Annotated in this window: 23 protein-coding genes; 11 read left to right on the plus strand and 12 right to left on the minus strand. The window is 69.0% G+C overall.

The window, feature by feature from the left end; genetic code table 11:
- Positions 1-98 precede the first annotated feature (98 nt).
- Positions 99-1,271 carry an FUSC family protein gene (locus tag OHB23_RS02215; protein WP_204869801.1) on the minus strand — a complete coding sequence of 391 codons (1,173 nt, stop codon included), beginning with the start codon at positions 1,269-1,271 and terminating at the stop codon, positions 99-101.
- Positions 1,272-1,281: 10 nt separating this feature from the next.
- Entirely contained in the window at positions 1,282-1,698 is a 417-nt protein-coding gene (locus OHB23_RS02220; RefSeq protein WP_027506413.1) for a DUF3151 domain-containing protein, read from the minus strand.
- Positions 1,699-1,755: 57 nt separating this feature from the next.
- Here OHB23_RS02220 and OHB23_RS02225 point away from each other — a divergent pair, with 57 nt between their 5' ends.
- Positions 1,756-2,283: an Rv0361 family membrane protein gene (locus OHB23_RS02225; RefSeq protein WP_222638852.1), complete on the plus strand. Its 528-nt coding sequence runs from the start codon at positions 1,756-1,758 to the stop codon at positions 2,281-2,283.
- A gap of 9 nt (positions 2,284-2,292) precedes the next feature.
- On the opposite strand, the gene fbaA is transcribed toward OHB23_RS02225, so the two are convergent.
- Positions 2,293-3,333: a class II fructose-bisphosphate aldolase gene (fbaA, locus tag OHB23_RS02230; protein WP_027506415.1), complete on the minus strand. Its 1,041-nt coding sequence runs from the start codon at positions 3,331-3,333 to the stop codon at positions 2,293-2,295.
- A 191-nt stretch (positions 3,334-3,524) separates the two neighbouring features.
- Here fbaA and OHB23_RS02235 point away from each other — a divergent pair, with 191 nt between their 5' ends.
- Together OHB23_RS02235 and OHB23_RS02240 are read left to right on the plus strand one after the other, a co-directional pair.
- Positions 3,525-4,358: a DedA family protein gene (locus tag OHB23_RS02235; RefSeq protein ID WP_231476412.1), complete on the plus strand. Its 834-nt coding sequence runs from the start codon at positions 3,525-3,527 to the stop codon at positions 4,356-4,358.
- Between the two features lie 15 nt (positions 4,359-4,373).
- The gene (locus OHB23_RS02240; RefSeq protein ID WP_051613508.1) at positions 4,374-5,051 is read left to right on the plus strand and encodes a DedA family protein; all 678 of its coding nucleotides are present in this window, start codon (positions 4,374-4,376) and stop codon (positions 5,049-5,051) included.
- Positions 5,052-5,061: 10 nt separating this feature from the next.
- Here OHB23_RS02240 and OHB23_RS02245 read toward each other — a convergent pair whose 3' ends face one another.
- From OHB23_RS02245 to OHB23_RS02255, 3 genes are read right to left on the minus strand one after another with little or no spacing between them, the layout of a single operon-like run.
- Positions 5,062-6,159 carry a glycoside hydrolase family 76 protein gene (locus OHB23_RS02245; protein ID WP_222638853.1) on the minus strand — a complete coding sequence of 366 codons (1,098 nt, stop codon included), beginning with the start codon at positions 6,157-6,159 and terminating at the stop codon, positions 5,062-5,064.
- 47 nt (positions 6,160-6,206) lie between these two features.
- Positions 6,207-6,881 carry a TrmH family RNA methyltransferase gene (locus tag OHB23_RS02250; protein WP_027506418.1) on the minus strand — a complete coding sequence of 225 codons (675 nt, stop codon included), beginning with the start codon at positions 6,879-6,881 and terminating at the stop codon, positions 6,207-6,209.
- A gap of 1 nt (position 6,882) precedes the next feature.
- Entirely contained in the window at positions 6,883-7,671 is a 789-nt protein-coding gene (locus tag OHB23_RS02255) for an SDR family oxidoreductase (protein WP_027506419.1), read from the minus strand.
- A gap of 110 nt (positions 7,672-7,781) precedes the next feature.
- Between OHB23_RS02255 and OHB23_RS02260 the strand changes: the two genes are divergently transcribed.
- Positions 7,782-8,192, plus strand: coding sequence for a hypothetical protein (locus OHB23_RS02260; RefSeq protein WP_027506420.1), 411 nt, complete (start codon positions 7,782-7,784; stop codon positions 8,190-8,192).
- Positions 8,189-8,695, plus strand: a complete 507-nt coding sequence (locus OHB23_RS02265; protein WP_222626475.1) for a methylated-DNA--[protein]-cysteine S-methyltransferase — start codon at positions 8,189-8,191, stop codon at positions 8,693-8,695. The genes OHB23_RS02260 and OHB23_RS02265 overlap by 4 nt, the downstream gene beginning before the upstream one ends.
- Here OHB23_RS02265 and OHB23_RS02270 read toward each other — a convergent pair.
- Complete coding sequence (locus tag OHB23_RS02270; protein WP_328810789.1) at positions 8,616-9,314, minus strand: lysoplasmalogenase; 699 nt, start codon at positions 9,312-9,314, stop codon at positions 8,616-8,618. The genes OHB23_RS02265 and OHB23_RS02270 overlap by 80 nt on opposite strands.
- Positions 9,315-9,390: 76 nt before the next feature.
- On the opposite strand from OHB23_RS02270, the gene OHB23_RS02275 reads away from it, so the two are divergent.
- The 4 genes from OHB23_RS02275 (at position 9,391) to thiD (ending at position 13,620) form a co-directional block, all read left to right on the plus strand.
- A complete protein-coding gene (locus OHB23_RS02275; protein ID WP_056444311.1) occupies positions 9,391-9,837 on the plus strand; it encodes a MarR family winged helix-turn-helix transcriptional regulator in 447 nt (148 codons plus the stop codon).
- Entirely contained in the window at positions 9,834-11,075 is a 1,242-nt protein-coding gene (locus tag OHB23_RS02280) for an MFS transporter (protein ID WP_222638856.1), read from the plus strand. Before OHB23_RS02275 ends, OHB23_RS02280 begins: the two co-directional genes overlap by 4 nt.
- Positions 11,076-11,280: 205 nt before the next feature.
- Positions 11,281-12,756, plus strand: coding sequence for a hypothetical protein (locus OHB23_RS02285; RefSeq protein ID WP_328810790.1), 1,476 nt, complete (start codon positions 11,281-11,283; stop codon positions 12,754-12,756).
- A gap of 75 nt (positions 12,757-12,831) precedes the next feature.
- Positions 12,832-13,620 (plus strand): bifunctional hydroxymethylpyrimidine kinase/phosphomethylpyrimidine kinase, encoded by a 789-nt coding sequence (thiD, locus tag OHB23_RS02290; protein ID WP_056443661.1) that lies wholly within the window; start codon positions 12,832-12,834, stop codon positions 13,618-13,620.
- Between the two features lie 3 nt (positions 13,621-13,623).
- Here thiD and pyrE read toward each other — a convergent pair whose 3' ends face one another.
- The 4 genes from pyrE to OHB23_RS02310 all read right to left on the minus strand — a co-directional run bounded on the left by pyrE (position 13,624) and on the right by OHB23_RS02310 (position 16,294).
- Positions 13,624-14,160 (minus strand): orotate phosphoribosyltransferase, encoded by a 537-nt coding sequence (pyrE, locus tag OHB23_RS02295; protein ID WP_037186299.1) that lies wholly within the window; start codon positions 14,158-14,160, stop codon positions 13,624-13,626.
- A gap of 24 nt (positions 14,161-14,184) precedes the next feature.
- Positions 14,185-14,751, minus strand: a complete 567-nt coding sequence (locus tag OHB23_RS02300; RefSeq protein WP_156380596.1) for a hypothetical protein — start codon at positions 14,749-14,751, stop codon at positions 14,185-14,187.
- A gap of 69 nt (positions 14,752-14,820) precedes the next feature.
- The gene (locus tag OHB23_RS02305; protein WP_204869786.1) at positions 14,821-15,609 is read right to left on the minus strand and encodes an SDR family NAD(P)-dependent oxidoreductase; all 789 of its coding nucleotides are present in this window, start codon (positions 15,607-15,609) and stop codon (positions 14,821-14,823) included.
- 55 nt (positions 15,610-15,664) lie between these two features.
- Positions 15,665-16,294, minus strand: coding sequence for a hypothetical protein (locus OHB23_RS02310; RefSeq protein WP_056444305.1), 630 nt, complete (start codon positions 16,292-16,294; stop codon positions 15,665-15,667).
- 214 nt (positions 16,295-16,508) lie between these two features.
- On the opposite strand from OHB23_RS02310, the gene OHB23_RS02315 reads away from it, so the two are divergent.
- Positions 16,509-21,977: an ATP-binding protein gene (locus OHB23_RS02315; RefSeq protein WP_328810791.1), complete on the plus strand. Its 5,469-nt coding sequence runs from the start codon at positions 16,509-16,511 to the stop codon at positions 21,975-21,977.
- Between the two features lie 82 nt (positions 21,978-22,059).
- Here the strand turns inward: OHB23_RS02315 and OHB23_RS02320 are convergent, their stop codons facing one another.
- Positions 22,060-22,905, minus strand: a complete 846-nt coding sequence (locus OHB23_RS02320) for a hypothetical protein (RefSeq protein ID WP_328810792.1) — start codon at positions 22,903-22,905, stop codon at positions 22,060-22,062.
- Between the two features lie 118 nt (positions 22,906-23,023).
- Between OHB23_RS02320 and OHB23_RS02325 the strand changes: the two genes are divergently transcribed.
- The gene (locus OHB23_RS02325; RefSeq protein ID WP_027506428.1) at positions 23,024-24,430 is read left to right on the plus strand and encodes an amino acid permease; all 1,407 of its coding nucleotides are present in this window, start codon (positions 23,024-23,026) and stop codon (positions 24,428-24,430) included.
- The last annotated feature ends 14 nt before the right edge of the window (positions 24,431-24,444 follow it).

Genomic DNA, 24,444 nt, shown 5'->3' on the forward strand with positions numbered 1-24,444 from the left:
TGGAGCATCTTCGTCCTGTGTACCGGCAGCTCCCGCGGGGCTTCCGTACTCGAGGAGGGGTTGCAGCGTCCGCGGGAACACGGAACGGCAGCGGGAACCTAGTAGTCGAGCTCCGGCGGCACGGCGGGGTGGTCGACGGTCGGGGGCAGGGTCGCCAGCGCGGAGATCCGCGAGAGCCCTGCCACCTGGAGCAGGTCGACGACGATGGACCGTATCTGCGCGAGCACCACCACCGCGGACAGGCCGGCGTCCTGCATGAGCTCCGCCTTCGCACCGACTGCCACGTGCCGGAGAACCCGCGCTGCCTCGGCTCGGTCGGGTTGCTCGCCGGGATCCGCGAGCATCATCTTCCGCACCACCTCGGTGGCCTGCGCGAGCTTCTCGACGAGGTCGACCAATCGGGGGTCGAGAATCTCGTCGTCGCGCACCAGGGACAGGGAGCGCCTGGCGAGAACCCGGATGTTGCGCACCGCGTTGTCCAACGGATCCGCCGTCGCGGCGAGCTCGGCCAAGCGCTGCTTGCTGTTCCAGTACAGCGGGGAGATGCGGCTGATCTCGCGCCCGCCCTTGAGATCGGTGCGCATCGCGTCGATGGCCGGTTGTGTGGCGCGCGCAGCCTTCAGCGCCTTGGCGATCGGTTCCGCGTCGTTGGCCAGGAGACCGTCCGCGACGAGTTGCAGTACCCGGCCCGACGTGGCGATGACGGTGGCCGCGTCCTTGCGTGCGCGGCGCACGGGGTGCGTCGGCACGACGGCGACGACGGCGAGTCCCACCAGACCGCCGATCAACGCGTCGACCATGCGGTTGAGTCCGCCGGCGTTGCCCGGCGGGATGAGCGTCGCCACCAGCACGGCCGACGATCCCGCCTGCATCGCGATGATGGCGCCGCTGTCGAGGAAGACGGCGGTCGACATCGCGAGCGCGACGACCAGGGCGATCTGCCACGGGCCGGTCCCGATGAGGGCGATGATCGCGTCACCGACACCGATGCCGACCGTGACGCCGACGACGAGTTCGGCCGAGCGTCGCATCCGCGCCCCGAGGGACACACCGAGCGAGACGACGGCCGCGATCGGTGCGAAGAAGGGCGTGACGTGCCCGACGACGTCCGTCGCCACGAACCACGCGATGCCCGCGGCGAGCGCGCACTGGATGATCGGCAACCCGGAGACACTCAGTCGCCGCAGCGACGCGTCGATCCGCGCGGAACCGCGGGTGCGCAGGCCGAGATGCGGGGCCGTGAATCGTGGGTAGCTCCCGAATCGGCCCATGAAGCTGGTGCTAGCCGACGCCGAGTTCGTCCGCGGCGCGCGGATCGCAGTCCTCGAGCAGGTCGAGGCAGCGGGCGTACTCGTCCGTCTCCCCGATCGACTGCGCGGCGCGGGCCAGGACGGCCACGCAGCGCAGGAAGCCGCGGTTGGGCTCGTGGCTGTACGGCACAGGTCCGAAGCCCTTCCAGCCGTTGCGACGCAGCTGGTCGAGCCCGCGGTGGTAGCCGGTGCGTGCGTAGGCGTACGCGGTGATGGTGCGGCCGTCGGACAGGGCGGCCTCGGCGAGGTAGGCCCACGCGATCGACGCGGTGGGGTGCGCCGCGGCCACCTCCTCGGGGGCCGTGTGGTTCAGCAGAGCGGACTCGGCCTCGTCGTCGCCGGGCAGCAGGGTGGGCTGGGGACCGAGGAGATCACCGAAGGAAGTCATGACGACAGTCTCCCACGGAGCGCGCGGGAGACGTCGGGCGCTGGATAAGGTGCACGCGTGTCCCCGGATAACTCGCGCCCCGCCGCACCGCGCCGCATCGAACCCAGCGCCGCACCGAAGAAGGTGTCGACACGCTCCGGTGGACGGCGGCGCGGACCGTGGATCGCGGCGGCCCTCGTGGCCCTGCTGGCGATCGCGGGTGTCGTGGCGTTCGCACTGCTGCGTGGCGGCACGAGCGTCACGGGTCCGAGCGACGACGAGAAGATCCGCACCTCGATCGACACCTTCACCACGGCGTTGCGTGACGGCGACCTGACCGCTCTGCGCGGCGTCACGTGCGGCGCGCTGGCGTCCTTCTACGGCGGCATCTCCGAGGCCGACTTCGCCGCGACGCACGACGCCGCCGTCGCATCCGGAACGGTGCCGGTGGTACAGAGCGTCGACACCATTCAGATCACCGAAGCGGAACCGCCGGATCAGACGACGGCGATCGCACAGGTCACCGCGCGCACCGAGGGCGCGGAGCCCTCGGCGCGCACGTTCGACCTCGCGCTGGACGGCGAGACCTGGAAGGTCTGCGCCTGACCGCGCTCGTCAGCCCGCTGACACACTCCGACCGGCGGACTTCAGGTCGTTGCACGCCTCGACGACGCGCGCCGTCATACCGGCCTCGGCCTTCTTGAGGTAGCTGCGCGGGTCGTAGGCCTTCTTGTTGCCCACCTCGCCGTCGACCTTCAGCACGCCGTCGTAGTTGCTGAAGAAGTGGCCGGCGATGGGCCGACTGAACGCGTACTGGGTGTCGGTGTCGACGTTCATCTTCACGACGCCGTACTCGAGGGCCTCCTCGATCTCGCTCTTGGCCGAGCCCGAGCCGCCGTGGAAGACGAAGTCGAAGGGCTTGGAGCCGGCAGCGAGTCCGAGCTTCTCGGTGGCGACGCGCTGGCCGTCCGCGAGCACCGACGGCTTGAGCTTGACGTTGCCCGGCTTGTAGACGCCGTGGACGTTGCCGAACGTCGCGGCCAACAGGTAGCGCGATCCGGCATCGCCGGCACCGAGCGCCTCGACCGTCTTCAGGAAGTCCTCGTTCGAGGTGTACAGCTTGTCGTTGATCTCCGCCTCGACGCCGTCCTCCTCGCCGCCGACCACGCCGATCTCGATCTCCAGGATGATGCGCGCCGCGGCGGCCCGGGCCAGCAGATCCTTGGCGATCTCGAGGTTCTCGTCGATCGGCACCGCGGAGCCGTCCCACATGTGCGACTGGAAGAGGGGGTTCTTCCCGGCGTCGACGCGCTCCTGCGACACCGCGAGGAGCGGACGCACGTAGGTGTCCAGCTTGTCCTTGGGGCAATGGTCGGTGTGCAGCGCGATGGTGACGTCGTACTTCGCGGCGACGACGTGGGCGAACTCGGCGAGCGCGACGGCGCCGGTGACCATGTCCTTCACACCGAGGCCGGACGCGAACTCCGCGCCACCGGTGGAGAACTGGATGATGCCGTCGCTGCCCGCGTCGGCGAAGCCCTTGATGGCCGCGTTGACGGACTCGGATCCCACGCAGTTGATGGCGGGAAAAGCGAACTTGTGTTCCTTGGCGCGGCCGAGCATCTCGGCGTACACCTCGGGAGTTGCGATCGGCACGAAGAAACCTCCACGGTGAGCGAACGGGGCACCCGATCAGGTGCGGTCACTAGCAGTATGTCAACCGAGGTGACGCCGGTCGCGCCCTGCCCGATCTACTCGCCGGTAGTTGCTGAGAGTTGCTCGTGAGTTGTACTACCCGCCACTCGGCGTGCGGGTATCGGCTGCTCTCGCCGGTACTGTGGGCGCTTGTGACTACCGTGGCCGCCTCCGTGACCGACCTCGCCCTGCTGCCGGGGTTCCTCGATCCCGTCAACCTGCTGAACTCGTTCGGCACCTGGGTCCTGGTCGGTCTGCTGCTGGTGGTGTTCATCGAGTCGGGCCTGCTGTTCCCGCTGCTCCCGGGCGATTCGCTGCTGTTCACGGCCGGTCTGATCGCCGCGTCGAAGAGCGCGGAGATCGAGCCGTTCGCGCCGCTGTGGGTGCTGTTGGTGACCATTCCGATCGCCGCGGTGCTGGGTGATCAGGCGGGATATCTGATCGGCAAGAAGGCCGGCACGGGCCTGTTCACGGACGACGCCCGCTTCCTGAAAAAGCGCTACATCGACGAGTCGCACGCGTTCTTCGAGAAGCACGGTCCCATCACCATCTTCCTGGCGCGCTTCGTGCCCATCGTGCGTACGTTCGCGCCGGTCGTGGCCGGCGCCTCGGGCATGCGCTACCGCACGTTCATCACCTACAACGTCGTCGGCGGCATCGTCTGGGGCTCGGGCGTCACGCTGCTCGGCTACCTGCTGGGCCAGATCGCCGTCATCCGCGACAACGTCGACATCATCTTCCTGCTCATCGTCGCCGTGTCCGTCCTGCCCATCGCCTGGGAGGTCGGCAAGCGGATCGTCTCCTCGCGCCGCACCCCGCTGGGTGAGGCCGTCGACGCGTTCGACGGCAAGCTCGACGGCAAGGTCGAGCCGTCCAAGTGGTCCGAGCCGGCCCAGAGGTCGGACACTGCTCAGCGGTCGGAACCAGCTCAGTGGTCCGAGCCCGTCCAGCGCACCGAGCCCGCTCCGCGCGACTCGTCCTCGTAGATCGGTCCCCCGTTCATGCTTCTCGCCGGTAGCACCGTGCTCGCCGAAGGCGGCGCGATGGGATTCCTCGAATCGGCCGGACCCACCCTGGTCTGGCTCATCGTGGTGTCCTTCGTGTTCCTCGAGTGCGCCGTCATCGTGGGCCTCTTCCTTCCCGGCGACTCGCTGCTGATCACCGCCGGTATCGGACTGGCCGCCCACGCCTCGGGCACCTCGCACGTGTGGGCGCTGTCCGCGGGCGCGTTCCTGGCCGCCATCGCCGGTAATCAGGTGGGGTACATGATCGGTAAACGCACCGGTCATCGCCTCGTGGCGCGCAAGAACGGCAAGTACGTCAACACCGCGAATCTGGAGAAGGTCAACCGACTTCTCGAGAAGCACGGCTTCTGGGCGGTGCTCGTCGCGCGCTGGATCCCGTGGGTGCGGACCCTGTGCCCGATGGTCGCCGGTGCCGGTGGGATGAACCACCGCCGCTACACCATCGCCAGCACGCTGGGTGCGCTCATCTGGGCACCCGTGCTGCTGCTGATCGGGTTCTACTTCGGAGCAGTGCTCGACAAGGTGTCGTGGCTGTTCCCCACCGTGCTCACGCTGATGATCGTCTCGATCGTGGTCGGCACCATCTTCGGTCTGTACCAGTACCGCAAGGAGATGAAGAAGCCGGTGGAGACCACCGAAGTGCACGATCTCTGACGGCTGACGTTCAGCCGAGGCTGTGCGCCGCCTCCATCAACATCCAGCCGCCGAGCTGGACGGAGAAGTCGCGCTCCGGCACGGACGACGACGTGACGGTGCCGGCGCTGAACCGGGCGATCGACGCACCGAACGAGGGCAGCTTGGCGATGGCGGACCAGTCGCTCCCGAACAGCGGCAGGCCCTCGATGGACAGGCAGTTGTCCCACGCGGCCTCCGCCGACGCCAGCACGATGTCGGCGGCGACCGAGCGCGCCTCGTGGTCCTCGTCGTCGTCTCCGGGCAGCGACGTCGCCACCAGTGCGAGGTACCGGGCGAGGATCCCGTTGAACAGGCCGCCGTCCCCTCCCCCGCCGCCGATGATCACGCCGTCTTTCGTGAGGTGCTGCTGCACGGCGGCGACGAGTCGATGCACGCGCTCGCGGTGCTTGTCGTCACCGAGGCTGATCGCGAGTTCGGTCTCGGCGCCGAGCACGACGCCCTGGCAGTAGGAGTAGATCGGCGTCTCGACGCGGCCGTCGGCGTGGATGCCGTCGAGCACGAGATGGGTCGTCGGATCGACGAGAGTCGCGTCGATCCAGTCGGCCATGGCCTGGGCGCGCCACAGCTTGCCGGTCCGTGCGAGCAGCACCGCCGCCGGGCCGTTGGCCGGCACGTTGAAGAAGTCGCTCTTCCTGGACCAGCGGATACCGCCCCCGTGCGCCGGATCCCAGGCGTCGAACAGTTCCGACTCCAGGGCCGCGATCGCGGTGCGATTGTCGACGAGGTGCAGACGCTGCGCTCGCTCGAGGGACAGCCCCAGCCACGCCATGTCGTCGTAGTACGAGTTGGTCCAGCCGGTGAGGTTGCGCAGCCGGTGGGTGCGCGCGATCCGGGCCAGCCGTCGTCGGCGGCGCGCCGACGGCGCCCGCTCCTCGGCGTCGACCACACAGTCGATGAGGTGCGCCTGCCACCAGTAGTGCCAGCGGAAGAACAGCCGCTCCCGTCGGACCGGCGGCCACGCCACGACACCCAACGCCGTCCCCGGCAGTCCCCACAGACGGCGGACGTGGCGAGAGAAGACGGCCTCCTCGGCGGCGTCCGCCCTGGAGGACCACGTGTCGTGCATGATTCGATCCTGCCAGTACCCCTCGGCTCGGGAGCCGTCGGGCACGGTCACCAGGCCAGGTCGGGATCCGCGTGCTGCCGGATCCAGGCGTGCATCGTGATCCCGGCTGCGACACCGGCATTGATACTGCGGGTGGAGCCGAACTGCGCGATGGACACCGTCATCGACGCGGCGGCGCGCGCGTCGTCGGTCACGCCCGGGCCCTCCTGACCGAAGAGCAGCAGCGCATTCCGCGGGAGAACGGCAGTCTCGAGCGGGACGGACCCGGGCACGTTGTCGACGGCCACCACCGTCAGGCCCGCCTCCGCCGCGTACGCCGTCAGCGCCTCGACGGTCTCGTGATGCTCGATGTGTTGGTAGCGATCGGTGACCATCGCACCGCGACGGTTCCAACGCCGACGCCCGACGATGTGCACCGCGGCGGCGCCGAACGCGTTGGCCGTGCGGACGACCGTCCCGATGTTGGCGTCGTGCGCGAAGTTCTCGATGGCCACGTGCATCGGATGCCGGCGCGTGTCCAGGTCCGCGACGATGGCCTCGCGCGTCCAGTACCGGTACGCGTCGACGACGTTGCGCCGATCCCCCTCGTCGAGGAGTTCCGGGTCGTAGCGGGGATCGGTGGGCCGAGGCCCGTCACGCTCGACGTCCCAGGCGGGTACGCCGCGCGGGTGCTCACCCCACTCGGTGGCACCCGCCTCGTCGCTGCGGTCGTTCTCGGTCAACTCAGGAATGGGACAGACGGCGGTTGACCTCGCGGGTCAGCCAGACCGGGGAGAACCGCGAGCCCATGGACAGTGCCTTGGACGGGAGCCCCACCGGGAAGTGCACCTTGTGGTAGATCCGCTTGGCGGGCTGCGTCGACTTGAAGATCGCGTCGGCGACGTCCTGCGCGGTCAGCTTGATGCCCAGCGAGCCGGTGGTGCCGGTCTGGATCCCCTTGGTCATGGCGGTCTGGACGAAGAGCGGCCACATGGCCTTCACGGCGATGTCGTGCTTGTGCCACTCGAGGTCGAGCGCCTCGGTGAGCCCGCGCACCGCGAACTTGGTCGCGCCGTACGTGGCGAGCTCGGGCTGGCCGTAGATGGCGGAGGCGGAGCACAGGTTCACCACCTGGGCGCCGCGCGTCTTCTTCAGGTACGGGAACGCTTCGAGCAGCCCGTTCAGCACGCCGCCGACGTTGATGTCGAACTGCTTGCGGTGCGTCTCGATGGCCTGCTCGGCGAACTGGCCCGCGATGAGGATGCCCGCGTTGTTGATGAGCACGTCGAGTCGCCCGCCCGCCGCCTCGTCGAACTCCTTCAGTCGCTCGGTGAACTGCGCGGTGTCGGTGACGTCGAGGATTCCCGTCGTCGACGTCGAGCCCTTCGCCGCGATCTCCTTCGCGAGGGAGGCCAGTCCCGTCTCGTCGATGTCGTACGCACCGACGTGGTACCCGGCGGCGGCGAACGTGAGTGCGGTGGCCCGCCCGATGCCGGCTGCTGCGCCGGTGATGAAGACAGTAGGTTGAGACATGTCTGAAGAGTAAAGGGTCGGGCTGAGCTGCAACAGAGCGGTGAGCCGAAAACTTACCGCCGAGTAGCTTCCGGCGTCCTCGGAGGCGCTCACGGGAGGGATCCGAGTCGATGGACCACGAGAGAGTGGGTCGGGCGGTGGCCGTGGTCACCGCCATCTACGTCGTCGTGCTGGCGGTCTGGGCGCTCGTGCTGCTCCCCAAGGCCCCGGACGGCACCGTTCCGTATCAGATCGCTGCGCTGGTCGCGGGCTTCGGCGCGGCACTCGGACTCGCGATGATGGCTGCCGGGCGCCCCACCGCCGACGAACGCCGCATGCGCGACCACGGGCTCGAGGGGTGGGCCGTCGTCGACGAGGTACGGGAGGTCGGAGCCGAGACGGAGGTCGACCTCACGATCACCGTGCCGGGGTCGGGGTCCTACCCGGGCACTGTCCGACGCACGGGGTCCGTTCGGTACGAGGTCGGCGCGACCGTTCCTGTCGTCGTCGATCCCGACGACCGGACGCGGATCCGGTTGTGACACCGACCGACTCGACCCGGCACCACACCGTTCTCGACACCCCGGTGGGTCCTCTCACCGTCGTGCGCACCGGGACGGCGCTGTCGGGCGTCTACTTTCCCGGTCACCGTCCGGCACCGGCTCCCGGCCGGATCGGCACCGCCCGGGCGGACGGGTTCGACGAGATCCGCGATCAGTTGGCGGAGTACTTCGGCGGCCGGCGGCGCCGCTTCGATCTCGAGCTGGCCCCGGTGGGCACCGAATTCCAGAACGAGGTGTGGGCCGCGCTCCGCACGATCCCCTACGGCGAGACGTGGACGTACTCCGCTCTGGCCGTCGCCGTCGGCCGGCCCACCTCGGTGCGAGCGGTGGCGTCGGCCAACGCCCGGAACCCGTTGTCGATCGTCGTGCCGTGCCACCGCGTCATCGGAATGTCCGGCAGCCTCACGGGTTTCGCCGGCGGCGTCGAGCGCAAACGCCTGCTGCTCGATCTCGAGTCGGGAACCCCGACGCTGTTCCCGTGAGGGAGTCGACGAGCGCGTACTGAGCGCCGATGTAGGTCGCGAGCACCGCGACCTCGAGGACGTCGCGCAGGCGCGCGTCGGCCGTGGTCCGCCGCACGAGCACCATGCCGTCGGAGACGGTGAACAGCGTCGATCCGACGACGGCACGGGTGTCGCCGTCCGCACCGAGAAGGGACATGGCACCGAGGGCGACGCCGTAGGCCATGGAGATCGGTGCAATGGTCGGGGCGCGTCTCGTGGCCAGCACGGCGCCGCCCGCCCATCCAGCCGCTCGAAGCAGAGCATGGTGCGGCCGCGCGCGAGAACCGTTGCGATGCAACAGCACCGACCAGCACCCCTGCATGACGGCGAACGACGACGCCCCCGCGGTGAACCGGCGATCGTCGTCCGGATCGATCATCGCCACGTCGCCGAGCGTCGCCGCCGAGAGCCCCGCAGCCAGCAGTGGCGAGCGGTGGGCGCCGGATCGCACCGCGAGAATCGGCATGAGGAGCGGCTTGCACACCGTCTGCACGACGGGTCGGTGCGTGGCGGCACCGACGATGGTGCCCGCCGCAGCGACGGCGTAGGCCAGGGCCGTGGCCCTGCGGACCAGCGTGGCGGACGACCCGGACGGCATGCGGACACCGTAACCGACCCCACACTGGATTTCGATAGTTAGCTTATGTAACGTTAAGGGAGTGCAGACCACGGCGATGCGAACCGACGAACTGAGGACACTGCTGTCCGAACTGGTCACCACGACCTCGCGCTTCACCCGGCTCGCGGCCTCGGTCGCGCCCGCGGAGCATCCCCGTACGTGGTCGCGCGCGCTCTCCCTGCTCGACGAGTACGGCGCGATCCGGATCAGCGAGTTCGCCCGCCTCGACCGATGCTCGCAACCCTCGGCGACAGCCCTGCTGCGCACGCTCCACGAGAACGGTCTCGTCGACCGCATGACGGATCCGACCGACTCCCGCGCCGTGGTCGTGTCGATCTCGGACCACGGACGCACTTGGCTCGCCGACTCGCGTCGCGCCATCGGCGACGGACTGCTCCGCCACCTGGGCGAGCCCGATCCCGACCAACTCCGACGCATCGTCGAGGGCCTCGACGACCTGCGCTCGGTACTCAAGAACACAGCACGAAAGGAACACCCGTGACGACGATCGAGGAGAAGAAGGACGCGTCCCAGCCGAGCCTTCTGCAGCAACCGAAGGCCGTGTGGGCAGTGGCGTTCGCCAGTGTCATCGCCTTCATGGGGATCGGCCTCGTCGATCCCATTCTCAAGCCCATCGGCGAACAGTTGAACGCGACACCGTCGCAGGTGTCTCTTCTGTTCACGTCCTACATGCTGGTGACGGGCGTGGCGATGCTCGTCACGGGCGTCGTCTCGTCGCGCTTCGGCCCGAAGAAGACACTGCTGGCCGGTCTCGCGATCATCATCGTGTTCGCCGCGCTAGCAGGCTCGTCGAGCACCATCACCCAGATCGTCGGGTTCCGCGCCGGCTGGGGACTGGGCAACGCACTCTTCATCGCGACCGCCCTGGCGACGATCGTCGGCGCCGCGAGCGGTGGCGTCGCGCGGGCCATCATCCTGTACGAGGCCGCACTGGGCATCGGCATCGCCACCGGCCCGCTGGTCGGCGGCGTCCTGGGCAGCATCAGCTGGCGGGGCCCGTTCTTCGGCGTCGCCGTCCTGATGGCCGTGGCCGTCGTGCTGCTCGTCGTCATGCTGCCGGAGGGCGAGAAGCCCACGCACCGAACCTCTCTCGCGGACCCCTTCCGCGCACTGCGGCACCGCGGGCTGCTCACGGTCGGCATCACGGCACTGCTGTACAACTACGGATTCTTCACCCTGCTCGCCTACACGCCGTTCCCGCTCGACCTCGGCACCTACGCGATCGGCTTCATCTTCTTCGGCTGGGGACTCGCGCTCGCGGTGGCCTCGGTGTTCCTCGCACCGCGCCTGCAGCGCCGGTTCGGGACGCTGAACATGATGATGCTCGCGCTGCTCCTCTTCGCCGCCGACCTCGCCGCGATGGCTCTGTTCACGGAGAGCAAGCCGGTTCTGATCGTGTGCGTCGTCCTCGCCGGACTGTTCCTCGGCGTCAACAACACCCTCATCACCGAGACCGTCATGATCTCGGCGCCGGTCGAACGGTCGACCGCCTCGGCGGCCTACAGCTTCGTGCGGTTCGCCGGCGGCGCTGCCGCCCCGTACCTCGCCGGCAAGCTCGGTGAATCCAATGTGCACGTGCCGTTCTGGGTGGGCGCCGCCTGCACCTTCCTGGCCATCGGCGTCCTGGCGACCGGCCGGAAGGTCCTCGCACACGTCGACGACCACGACCCGGCACCGCACAGCGTCGACGAGGCGACAGCGCTCACCGTCGGCGACTGACCAGGGAAAACCGAATCACACCAGTCACATTCACCGCATGAACACCATCTGCACCAAAGGTCACACTTCGATGACGAAGTAACTCTGAAGTAAAGGTCTAGGCGGACCGGAAGGTACGTTCTGTTCGGTCGGGGGACGCGTACACCATTCTTCACCGCTTCTCGGATACGGCAGGAATGCCGTCTTCGGTATCGAAAGGCCATTCATGTCGGACAAGTCCATCACCCGTGCCCGCAGGACGCGGCTCGCTGCAGCAGGCGCCGTGCTCGCCGTGTCGCTGGCTGTCGCCGCACCCGCCGTGGCCGTCGCCCAGCAGGATCAGCCGGACAGCTCGGAGAGCAGCGAGTCCTCCACGAGCACCACCACCGAGGCTCCCGCCACGTCGAGCACCGAGCAGGAACCCTCGGCGACGGATGCGCCGCCGGTCACCACCGTGCCCACCACCGCTCCCCCGGCCCGGCCGCTGCCGCAGGTCACCGGTTCCGTCGTGGTCGACGACGAGGGCAACTCCTCCATCAAGGTCGACATCGACGCGAAGCTGACCGAGGACGAGAAGAAGGCACTGCAGGTGGCCAAGGACGCCACCAAGGCCGCCGTCGACGCCATCAAGAAGGCGCAGGCATTCCTCGACGACGCCATCGCCGCAGCGCAGGGCGGCGACGCCGCTGCCGAGGCCGAGGTCGACGAAGCGAAGGCCGAGCTCGAGGCATCCAAGGCCGAGGAATCGGCGTCGGTCGCCGAGCAGGAGAGCATCGTCGCCGCCGGTGTCGCCGCCAAGGCGCAGGAAGAGGCGGACGCCGCCAAGGCTGCAGCGGACGAGGAGAAGAGCAAGGCGGACGCCGCTCAGGCCGAGGCCGACGCTGCGAAGGACAAGGCCGACGAGCTCGAGGGCGACGCTGCCGCGGATCCGACCGAGGCAGAGGCCGCGCGTGCGGACGCCGATGCGAAGGCCGAGGCCGCAGCCGCCGCGCGCACCGCCGCGGAGGAGGCCACGAAGGCTGCCGAGGAGTCGTTGACGGCCGTCGGTGACGCGTTCGCGACGCTCGACGCCGCCAAGGTCACCACGGCGATCCAGGCCGCGTATGCGAAGGCGTCGACGCTCTTCGCCGCTGTCGTCAAGGCAGCGACGACGCAGGTGGCCGCCACGGTCGCCGAGGAGAACGCGAAGCGGCTCGAAGCAGCCGGTGACGCCGAGGCGGCAGCAGCAGCCGAGGCCGCCGCAGCAGCGAAGGCCGAGGCCGACGCAGCTGCGAAGGATGCCGCGGACAAGAAGGCCGCCGACGAGGCTGCCGCGGAGAACGCCGCCAAGGAGACCGTCACGGTCGAGGTCGGCGACGAGAAGAAGGAGGACGTCGAGGTCGCCACCATCGACTCCACCACGGTCGAGGTCACCGCCTCCGGAATCCGTCTCATCGGCTTCTACGTCGACGGCCCGACGCGCACGTTCAAGGTGGTCGACTACTTCACCGACGACGAGGAGGGCAACGTCATCGTCGCCGGCGAACTGCCGGAGATCGGTCTCGTGTCGTCCGAGTCGAGCCTCGCGGGGTCGGATCAGGCGAGTGCCTCGAACGACGAGGGCGGACTGCCCGTCGCCGCGATCGGCACCGGCGTGGCCGTCGTCGCCGTCGCGGGTGTCGGTGCGTTCGCACTCTCGCGTCGCAAGGGCACTCGCTCCTGACGACCGAGCGCGTGGGTGCGGGGGCTCTCTCGGCCCCGCACCCACGCGCTCTCGGCGTTTTGGGATGATGAAGACATGCCGACACTCGCCTACGTCATCGCCGGATCCGAAGCCACGGGAGGCGCCGGCCTGCAGGCCGACCTCAAGACGTTCGAGCGGCTCGGGGTCTACGGCGTCGGCACCATCACCTGCATCGTCTCGTTCGATCCGAAGGCCGGGTGGGGCCACCGTTTCGTCCCCATCGCCGGACCGGTGATCGCCGACCAGATCGAGGCGGCGACGGCTGCCCACTCACTGGACGTCGTGAAGATCGGCATGCTCGGCACACCCGAGACCGTTGCCACCGTCGCCGAGTCGCTCCGTCAGCAGCCGTGGCGACACGTCGTCGTGGATCCCGTCCTCATCTGCAAGGGCCAGGAGCCGGGCGCGGCGCTGGACACGGACAACGCCCTGCGCGCCGAGATCCTCCCGCTCGCGACCGTCGTCACGCCCAATCTCTTCGAGGCGCAGACCCTGTCGGGAATGGACTCGATCGAGTCCGTCGACGATCTGTCGGAGGCCGCCCGCCGCATCGCGGACCTCGGACCGCGCTACGTGGTGGTCAAGGGCGGCGCGGGTCTGCCCGGCGACGAGGCCGTCGACGTCCTGTTCGACGGCACCGACGTCTCGGTGTTCCGTGCGCCGAAGATCGGCGAGGAGCGCGTCTCCGGAGCCGGCTGCATCTTCGCCGCCGCCATCACCGCCGAGCTGGCGAAGGGTTCCTCGGTCCAGGACGCGGTGGCCACGGCCAAGGACTTCGCGCACGCCGGCATCGTCGGCCGCGTGACGACGAACGCGCCCTTCACCGCCGTCGGCTGGCAGTAGAGCTCAGAGGTTCAGGTCGCCCAGACCGAGGAGGGACCGGTACTCGAGACCCTCGGCCGCGATGACCGCGTCGGCGCCGGTGGCGCGGTCCACCACCGTCGCGACGCCCACCACGACGGCACCGGCGTCACGCAGAGCCGCGACGGCCGTGAGCGGGGAGTTGCCGGTGGTGGTGGTGTCCTCGACGACCAGGACCCGTTTGCCCACGATGTCCGGGCCCTCGATCTGGCGCTGCATGCCGTGGGCCTTGGCCGCCTTGCGGACGACGAACGCGTCGATGGGACGGCCCGGCGCGTGCATGACCGCCAACGCGACGGGGTCGGCACCCATGGTGAGTCCGCCCACGGCGTCGAAATCCCAGTCCGACACCAGTTCTCGCATGAGCTGCCCGATGAGGGCACCGGCGCGGTGGTGCAGCGTCGCACGGCGGAGGTCGACGTAGTAGTCGGCTTCCGTGCCCGACGACAGCGTCACCTTCCCGTGCACGACGGCCAACTCGCGGACCAGTTCTGCCAGTTCGGACTTCTCGGTAGCTGCCACGAGCAGTGAATCTATCGGGTGCGCTCAGGCGGCGTGCTGCGGCGCCCGCAACCATGCCGTGTCGGCGTCCGCGGTCTCGGCGAACACCTCGGGCGCCCGGACGCCCAACAGCCGGACGACGGGTCCGGACAGCGGCGAGTCGGCGAGCGAGGCCAACGACGAGGCCTGCGTGTTGTACACGCGGACGGCCCCGGCGACGCGATGCTCGATGCGATCGAGTTCCGTTGCGGGCGAGCTGAAGTCCCACCCGAGAGGCCCACTGGCCCGACCGTCGAAGAGCACCTCGTGCAGCGCGACCGACAGCGCGTTCTCGGCGCCGGCCCGGGCGCCGAGCTCGGCGCGCCGATCCCGCATCATGGCCGACAGCGACCGCGCTCCGACGAGTTGGTTCACGGCGGCGCGGTCGAGATCGGCGTCGACGGCAGCGCGCACGAGATCGGGGATCACGGCCCGTCGTCGATCGAGCTCGATCTCGAGCAGGTTCAGTCCGGCAGCGACGGAGTCGGCCGACCGACGTGTCCGCCGGACGACCGACACGATCCAGCCGATACCGATGATCATCACGAACGCCACCAGGGCCACAACAGTCACACCAGAAACATAGCGCCGTCGAGTATGAACGTCGACCCGAGGTCGAGGGTTCGCCCCGGCCGCCGGAGCCTACGTGCGACCGCGCGCGCTGCCGACCAGGGAGACCACGCGGCGAGCGATGGTACGGGGCACCAGACGCGATACCGAAGTCAGTGACTTGTACTGAAGCCCAGGCACACTCAGCACGGTGTTCTTCTCCAGGTCGGCGAGCGAGGCGTCGACGACCTGGTCCACGGAGAGGTACATGAACGACGGAATCGACGACATCTCGATGCCGGCGCGCTCGTGGAACTCGGTCCGCACGAAGCCCGGGCACAGAGCCTGGATGCGGACGCCGGTGCCGGCGAGACCGCCCGCGAGACCCTCGCTGAACGAGACGACGTACGCCTTCGACGCGGAGTACGTGGAACCGCGACCCGACATCAGGCCGGCGACGCTGGCCACGTTGATCACCGAGCCCTTCGCACCCGCGATCATCGACGGCAGCGCCGCGCGGGTGAACTGCATGACGGCGGTGACGTTGACGTCGAGCTGCGACTGCAGCAGCGCGGGATCCGCCGTCCAGAACTCGCCGGACGTGCCGAAGCCGGCGTTGTTGATCAGGACCTGCACGCCCTCCTGCAGTCGGGCGACCACGGCAGCGCGGCCCTCCTCGGTCGCGAGGTCCGCGCCCAGGATCTCCGACGAGGTGCCGTACGACGCGCGTAGCTCGTCGGCCAGTGCCTCGAGCCTGACGGTGTCGCGGGCGACCAGGACGAGGTCGTGGCCACTGGCGGCGAGACGGCGGGCGAACCCGCCGCCGATGCCGGACGTCGGACCGGTGACGAGTGCGATGGGCCGCGGTGTTGGAGTCGACATGCGCACGAGACTAACGGGTGAGGTTCCTCACGGCAGCACGTGGCTGATGAAACGATCAGTCGTCGCGTCCGGGTGCTGCGCGGCGCCGCGAGGGCGGCAACACGTGCAGAAGGCCGGACAGGCGGGTGACGGCGTCGATCGCGGCGTCCCAGTCGCGTCCCGAACTGCCCACCGGAACGGTGCCCAGCGTCCACGGACCCTCGCTCCACAGCAGCTGCACCACATCGGGCACCGAGTGCGTGAATGCGACCATGCGCTGGTCACAGACTCGCCGTGCCACGTCGAGGTCGGTCGCGAAGATGATGCGCGGACCCAGCGAGCCGAGGAGCTGCATGTCGGCCTCCTTCGGCGGCGGCGTCGTGCGGGACCGCAGATCGAGGTCGACGTCGGATCCCACCTCGCGGCGCACCGCCACGACGGTCGCGGCGTCCTCGAGGTCGAACAGGACGAACTCCTCGCCGCGTCGCACACCCTCGACCACGTCGACGGCACCGAGGAACTCCTGGTTCGCCATGGCCGCGCGCGAGAAGGTCGACGGCAGGTCGGGATCGGCGGGAACGTAGTGGTAGCCCTGCGCTTTCGCCCAGATCTGACGCACCCGGCCCTGCTGTCCGCGGCGGGCGCGATCGATGTACAGCAGTGCCACCGCACCGAGGAGTGCGATCAGAGCAAGGCCGAACCACATCGCTGTCATCGCTCTCCACTGTACTTTTCCCGAGGCACGGCGCCGTCGTCGGCCCATCGTGTCATTACCCGCCGGTATACCCGTGGGTAGCGCATCGCCACAGGTCAGTGACCGATCACGACCCTTTCGGGCGTTGGTGAGATGTACTCGCCAGTACGCTCGTGGACCGTCACACTGGCTCGGAAGACACTTTCCCTTCGAGACGGCGGAGCGCATGTTCACACGCATAGCAGTAGTCAACCGAGGCGAAGCAGCTGTTCGCCTCATCCGAGCGGTACGCGAGCTGAACAACGAATCGCGGTCCGCCGAGCCTCTGCGCGTCATCGCTCTGCACACCGACGCCGAGCGGAAGGCGATGTTCGTCCGCCAGGCCGACGAGGCCGTCACGCTCAGCAAGACGGGCGTGCAGAACCCGTACCTCGACTATGTCGAACTCGAGCGCGCACTCGTCGAGGCCCGCGCCGACGCCGTGTGGGTCGGCTGGGGCTTCGTCGCCGAGGACCCGACCTTCGCCGACATCTGCGCTCGCCTGGGCATCACGTTCATCGGCCCGTCCGCTGCCTCGATGCGCCTGCTCGGCGACAAGGTCGAGGCCAAGATCCTCGCCGAGAAGGTGGGCGTCCCGGTCGCGCCGTGGAGCGGTGGTCCCGTCGAGACCCGCGCCGATGCACGTCGGCACGCCGCCGCCATCGGTTATCCCCTGATCATCAAGGCGCGCAGCGGCGGTGGCGGTCGCGGTATCCGCAAGGTCTTCGCCGAGGACGAGCTCGAGCTCGCACTCGAGCGCACCCAGGGTGAGGCCGAGCGCTCGTTCGGCGACCCTGTCGTCTTCCTCGAGCGGCTCGTCACCGAGGCGCGCCACGTCGAGGTCCAGGTCATCGCCGACACCCACGGCAACGTGTGGGCACCCGGCGTCCGCGACTGCTCGATCCAGCGTCGCAACCAGAAGGTCATCGAGGAGTCCAGTTCGGCCGTCCTGACCCGGGAGCAGGCCGACGAGCTGCGCGCCGCCTCCGCGGAGCTGGTCCGCGCCGCCGGATATCACGGCGCCGGCACGGTGGAGTACCTCTACCAGCCCGAGCAGAAGATCTTCACGTTCCTCGAGGTCAACACGCGCCTGCAGGTCGAGCACCCCATCACCGAGGTGACGACGGGCCTCGACCTGGTCAAGCTGCAGATCCTCGTCGCGGGCGGCCACGTGCTCGAGGGCGACTGCCCGACCGAGTTCGGTCACGCCGTCGAGGCACGACTCAACGCCGAGGACGCCGACAACGGTTTCGCACCGGCGCCCGGCACCGTCCGGTTGCTGAAGTTCCCGCTCGGATCGGGCCTGCGCGTCGACACGGGCATCGCCCAGGGCGACGTCATCCCGCCCGACTACGACTCCATGGTCGCGAAAGTCATCGCCTGGGGCCGTGACCGTTCCGAGGCCCTCGCCCGGCTGCGCACCGCACTTCGCGAGACCACCGTCGTCATCGACGGCGGCACCACCACGAAGTCGTTCCTGCTCGACCTGCTCGACCGCGAGGAGCTCATCGACGCCACTGCCGACACCGGCTGGCTCGACCGCACCGGCGCGGGCACCGCGGAGGGCCCCACCCGCGTCGCCGACGTCGCACTGATCGCCGCGGCCGTCGACGCCTACGACGCGGACGAGGCCCGTGAGCGCGCCAAGTTCCTGCTGTCCGCCCGCGGCGGCCGTCCCCGCGCCAGCCACGACATCGGCCGCACGGTCGAGCTCAACTACCAGGGCCAGGGCTACCGCCTGACCGTCGGCCAGGTGGGACCGCACCGCTACCTGGTCGCGGTCGACGACCACGAGATCACCATCGACATCGAGCGGCTCGGCACCTTCGAGCGTCGCGCCGAGATCGACGGCACCCGCTACTCCGTCGTCACCGTGCCCGGCCCCGCCGGGTATCTCGTCGAGATCGACGGCGTGAGCCACCAGATCAGCCAGGACGAGGCCGGCCTGGTGCGCGCACCTGCCCCCGCCGTCGTCGTCGCCGTGCCGGTCGCCGTGGGCGACGAGGTCGAGGCGGGACAGACGCTCGTGGTCCTCGAAGCCATGAAGATGGAGACCGCGGTGCGCGCCGCCTCTGCCGGTCGGGTGAGCGAGGTGCTCGCCGTCGTCAACGCACAGGTCGACAACGGCGCGGCGTTGCTGCGCGTCGACCCGATCGGTGAGACGGCCGCCGCCTCCACCACCGCCCGGGTCGAGTTCCGCTCGCCGTGCGGCGACGCCGACCGCGACGACCGCATCGACGCACTGGCCCGTCTCGACGAACTGCGGGCTCTTCTCAGCGGATTCGACGTCAGCGCGTCCCGTGCGCTCGCCACCATCGCCGAGTACGACGCTCTGCGCGGGGCACTCCCGCGCAAGGACGGCGAGCTGGTCCGCGCCGAGCTGGACCTGCTCACCACCTTCGCCGACATGTGCGAGCTGACGCGTAACCGTCCGACCATGGACGAAGAGGGCACCGACGAGCGCGTCCACAGTCCGCGCGAGCACTTCCACGCGTTCCTGCAGTCGCTCGACGCCGACGTCCAGGGCCTGCCGGACGAGTTCCGCGACAAGCTGGCTCGCGCACTGCGGCACTACGACAAGAACGATCTCGATCGCGGCACCGATCTCGAGGAGGCCGTCTACCGACTCTTCCTGGCGCAGCAGCGCATCGAGAACCAGGTGCCGGCCATCGCGGCGCTCCTCGATCGGTGGATCGCCGACCCGTCGGTCGCCCCCGACGCGGACAGCGCCGTCGGTGAGGTGCTCGACCGCCTCGTCGTCGCGACCCAGGTGCGGTACCCGGTGATCGGCGACGTCGCCCGCAACCTCCGTTTCCAGTTGTTCGACGAGCCGCAGATCCGCAAGGCGCGCGAGCAGGTCTACGACGGTGTCCGCGGCAGTCTGCAGTACCTGGCCGAGCGGCCCGACGCCGACGATCACCAGGAGCGCATCGACGCCCTGGTCGCCACGGAGGAGCCGCTCGTGGAGCTGCTCTCCCAGCGCATGTCCGACCCGGGCGCCCTGCTCGAGGTGATCACCCGCCAGTACTACGAGATCCGTGACTTCGAGGACGTGAAGGCCTTCGATCGCGAAGGGCAGCACTATGTCTCGGGCACCTTCACCCTCGTCGGCGGCAAGGTCAACCTGCTCTCGACGATGACCGATCGCGCCGGCCTCTCGTCGACGCTGGTGGCGCTCACCGAGACCGCGGGGCCGGCACCCGAGAACCTCGCGGTGGACCTGTACCTCTCGTGGCCGACAGCTCCCGAGGACGGCGACCAGGTGGTCGAGGAGCTGCGCACCGAGATCGCCGCACACCCGGCGACCACGTCGTGGCGTCGCGTCACGGTCACCGTCTTCGGACGCGGCACCGGCATCTCGCGCCAGGTGACGTTCCGGCCGCAGGCAGGCGTTCTGACAGAGGACGTCTCGCTCCGCGACCTGCATCCGCTCACCGGTCAGCGACTGGACCTGTGGCGCCTCAAGAACTTCGACGGCACCCGCATCCCCTCCGCACCCGGCACGTACCTGTTCGATCTGGTGGCGAAGGACAACCCCAAGGACGAGCGACTGGTCGCCCTGGCCGAGATACGCGACGCCGCAGTGCAATTCGACGCCCAGGGCAACGTGGTCTCGGTTCCCGCGATCGAGCGCACACTCTCCGCGTGCCTCGACGGCATCCGCCGCGCCCAGGCTCGCCGCGGCAACCGCCGCCTCGACCACAATCGCGTCGTCCTCTACGTGTGGCCGGTGCTGAACCTGCCGCTCGACAAGCTGCGCATCGTGGCCCGGCATCTCGCGCCGCTCACCGTGGCCGCCGGTCTCGAGGAGATCACCATGATGGCCCGCGTCGTGGTGCGCCCCGGCGCGGAGCCCACCATGCAGGCCCTGCGCTTCTCGTACCGACCCGGTACCGGTGTGGTCACCAAGATCACCGACCCGCCCACCGTGCCCATGCGCCCGCTCGACACGTACACGCAGAACGTGCAGCGCTCGCAGGCACGCGGCACCGTCTACCCGTACGAGCTGATCCCCGTGCTGACCAAGCGCGACGGTTCCTTCGTCGAGTACGACCTGGACGAGTCCGGTGCGCTGCAGCCCATCTCGCGTCCGTACGGTCAGAACACCGCGGGCATCATCGTGGGCCTGGTGTCCACGCCGACGGCGCTCTACCCGGAGGGCATGACCCGCGTCGCCCTGTTCGGCGATCCGACCAAGGCGTTGGGCACGGTGGCCGAGGCCGAGTGTGCGCGCGTCGTCGCCGCGATCGACCTGGCCGAGGAGATGAACGTCCCGGTCGAGTGGTTCGCGCTCTCCTCCGGCGCGACCATCTCCATGGGCAGCGGCACGGAGAACATGGACTGGGTGTCGCGGGCTCTGCGCCGCATCATCACCTTCACGCAGGCCGGTCACGAGATCAACGTGATCGTCGCGGGCATCAACGTCGGCGCGCAGCCGTACTGGAACGCCGAGGCCACGATGCTCATGCACACCAAGGGCATCCTGGTGATGACGCCGGAGAGCGCGATGGTGCTCACCGGCAAGCAGTCCCTGGACTACTCCGGTGGCGTCTCCGCGGAGGACAACTTCGGCATCGGTGGCTACGACCGCGTCATGGGCCCCAACGGGCAGGCGCAGTACTGGGCTCCGAACCTCGGAGCAGCGTGCGACGTCCTCTTCGCGCACTACGATCACGCGTATCGCGCACCGGGAGAACGCTTCCCGCGCCGCACGACGACCGTCGACCCGGTCGACCGCGACGTGCGGACCTACCCGCACGTCCACCCGTCGAGCGACTTCAAGACCGTCGGCGACATCTTCTCCTCGGCCACCAACCCGGAGCGCAAGAAGCCGTTCGACATCCGCACCGTCATGCGCGCCGTGGTCGATCAGGACCACGCCGTGCTCGAGCGGTGGGCCGACATGGCCGACGCGGACACGTCCGTCGTCTTCGACGCCCACCTCGCCGGTTACCCGGTGTCGGTGATCGGCATCGAATCGCGTGCCATCTCGCGCAAGGGATGGTTCCCGTCCGACGGCCCCGACCAGTGGACGTCGGGAACGCTGTTCCCCCGCTCGTCCAAGAAGACGGCCCGTGCGATCAACGCAGCCAGCGGCAACCGCCCGCTGGTGGTGCTGGCCAACCTGTCCGGCTTCGACGGGTCACCGGAGTCGCTGCGCAACCTGCAGCTCGAGTACGGCGCCGAGATCGGCCGTGCCATCGTCAACTTCGACGGACCGATCGTGTTCTGCGTGGTCTCCCGGTATCACGGCGGCGCGTTCGTGGTGTTCTCCGGAGCGCTCAACGAGAACATGGAGGTGCTGGCCGTCGAGGGATCGTTCGCGTCCGTCCTCGGTGGTGCACCGGCCGCGGCCGTCGTCTTCACGCGAGACGTCAACAAGCGCACCGCATCCGACCCGTCCGTCCGCGATCTGGAGGCACGCATGAACTCCTCCGAGGACGACACGGAGCGGGCCCGGTTGCAGGTGGAGCTGTCGGCCACCCGCACCGCGGTGCGCTCGGAGAAGCTCGGTGAGGTGGCGTCCGAGTTCGAGGCGGTGCACAACATCGAGCGAGCGCGGACCGTCGGTTCGGTGCACCACATCGTGGCGGCCGCCGAACTGCGCCCGCAGATCGTCGCGGCTATCGAGCGCGGAATGGCCCGCCAGGCCTGACCTGATCGACAGAGAGACACCCTCCCCCGCCTGTGCGGGGGAGGGTGTCTCTCGTTGGGTGGTGTCTGTCGACGCCCCAGCGTCAGTTGAAGCCGATACCGGCGCTGACGATGACCTCGGCGGTGATGGACCCGTCGGCCAGCGGGGTGCCCTGCACCACGATCGAGGTGCCGGGCGCGAGGTCCGCCACCGTGGCGGCGCCGAGCGCGAGGATCTGAGTGTTCGCGTTCGTCACCACGGTGACGGTGGACCCGCCGATCCCGTCCATGACGATGGTGGTGCCGTCGTTCGAGATGATCGTGCCCACGGAGGCCCCCTGGGACCCCAGCGCCTCCCCCACTCCCCCGGGAATCTGCTCCAGACCCGGCAGCGAGCCGAGCGGCGGGACGCTCGTCGACGGCGGCGCCGTGGTCGTGGGCGGGGCGGAGCGCGGCGTGATGGCCGGCGCCGCGGTGCGCGAGGACGACGTCGAGTCGTACAGCAGATAGGCCCCGGTGCCGATGAGTGCGATCACGACGAGCGCCGCCACGACGATGAGTGCGGTCTTCGGACCGCGCGGGGGCTTGCTGTCGCCGTTCTCGAGGAAGGGCGCTTCGCCGTACTGGTTCTGCTGGTACTGGTTCTGCTGGTACGGGGGCTGCTGGTACGGGGGATAGCCCTGCGTCGGATAGCCCTGCTGCTGCGGATGACCCTGCTGTGTCGGGTAGCCCTGAGTCGGACACTGCTGCTGCTGGGGGTAGCCCTGCTCGTACGGCGGTTGCTGGGCGTACCAGTCGCCTGCCGGGAGCGCCTCGGTCGGGTTGTAGCCGGACTGCCCGTAGGCCTTGCCCGGATCCGACGTGTGACCGGGAGTGCCGAGGTACTCCGTCGGCTGGTCGCGGTCGCGAGCCGAGTCGTCGTTGTCGCGCGGTCCGGTCGGCGTCGTCATGACCTCAGGATAGTCCCCGAAAAGACCGGGCAAATCGGACGAGATGTGCCGTGCGCCGGGCACCGAACCGACCGTTGTGATCGACTCGGAAGGTTCGCATCTCACGAGGAGAACTGACATGTCGATCGACAACAAGGACGCGGACCCAGTCAGCGCGACCGGACAACCCGGCGCTCTGGGAACCAGCCTGAAACCACGTCACATCACCATGATCTCGATCGCCGGTGTCATCGGCGCCGGACTGTTCGTCGGATCCGCGACCGCGATCAACCTGGCCGGCCCCGCCGTGCTGTTGTCGTATCTGTTCGCCGGCATCCTCGTCGTCCTGGTGATGCGCATGCTCGGGGAGATGGCGACCGCCAACCCCGACACCGGATCGTTCTCCACGTATGCGACCCGCGCGCTCGGCCACTGGGCCGGGTTCTCCGTCGGGTGGCTCTACTGGTGGTTCTGGGTGCTGGTCATCCCGGTCGAGGCCACGGCCGGTGCGCTGATCATGTCGTCGTGGATCGGCGGTGACCAGTGGATCTGGGCGCTCGCCATCACGCTGATCCTCACCGTCACCAACCTGCTGAGCGTGGGCAACTACGGCGAGTTCGAGTTCTGGTTCGCGCTCATCAAGGTGGTCGCGATCATCGGGTTCATCGCGCTCGGCGTGCTCGCGATCCTGGGTCTGCTGCCGGGCAGCGACGTCAGCGGGGTGTCGCACCTGTGGTCGGACGGCGGGTTCATGCCCTTCGGTTTCGGTGCCGTCATCGCCGCCATGCTCACGACGATGTTCTCGTTCATGGGCACCGAGATCGTCACCATCGCCGCCGCGGAGTCGCCCGATCCGAAGAAGGGCATCACCCGCGCGGTCAACTCGGTGATCTGGCGCATCATGATCTTCTACCTCGGCTCGATCTTCATCGTCGTCGCCCTGGTGCCGGCCGCGGAGCTCGACGCCGAGACCGGCTCGTACCAGTTCGTGTTGGGGCAGATGAACATTCCGCACGCTGACCGCATCATGGACGTCGTCATCCTCACCGCCGTCGCCTCGTGCCTGAACTCCGCGCTGTACACGGCGAGCCGCATGTTGTTCTCGCTGTCCGAGCGTGGCGACGCCCCCGCGGCGGTACGCAAGGTATCGAGCCGCGGCGTGCCCTACGTCGCCGTACTGGCCTCCACCGCACTAGGATTCGTGGCCGTCGTCGGCAACTACGCGCTGCCGGAGAAACTGTTCGGGTACCTGCTCGCGACCACCGGTGCCGTGGCTCTCTTCGTGTACCTCGCCATCGCGGCCAGCCAGTTGGTGTTGCGGCGCACGCTCGACCGGGAGGGTCGCCGACCTCCGGTGCGCATGTGGCTGTATCCGTGGCTGACGTATCTGGCGATCGGCTTCATCGTCGTCGTCCTCGTGATGATGGTGATCATGCCGGAGCAGCGGACGGCCATCGGCTTCTCCGCGGTGCTGGCAGCGGTCACCGTGGTGGCCGGTGTGCTGCGTCAGCGACGCGTGACCGCCGCCGAATCCGCGCGCGTCTGACAGCCCCGCCACCG

The organism is Rhodococcus sp. NBC_00294 (assembly GCF_036163995.1).
Lineage (GTDB): Bacteria > Actinomycetota > Actinomycetes > Mycobacteriales > Mycobacteriaceae > Rhodococcoides.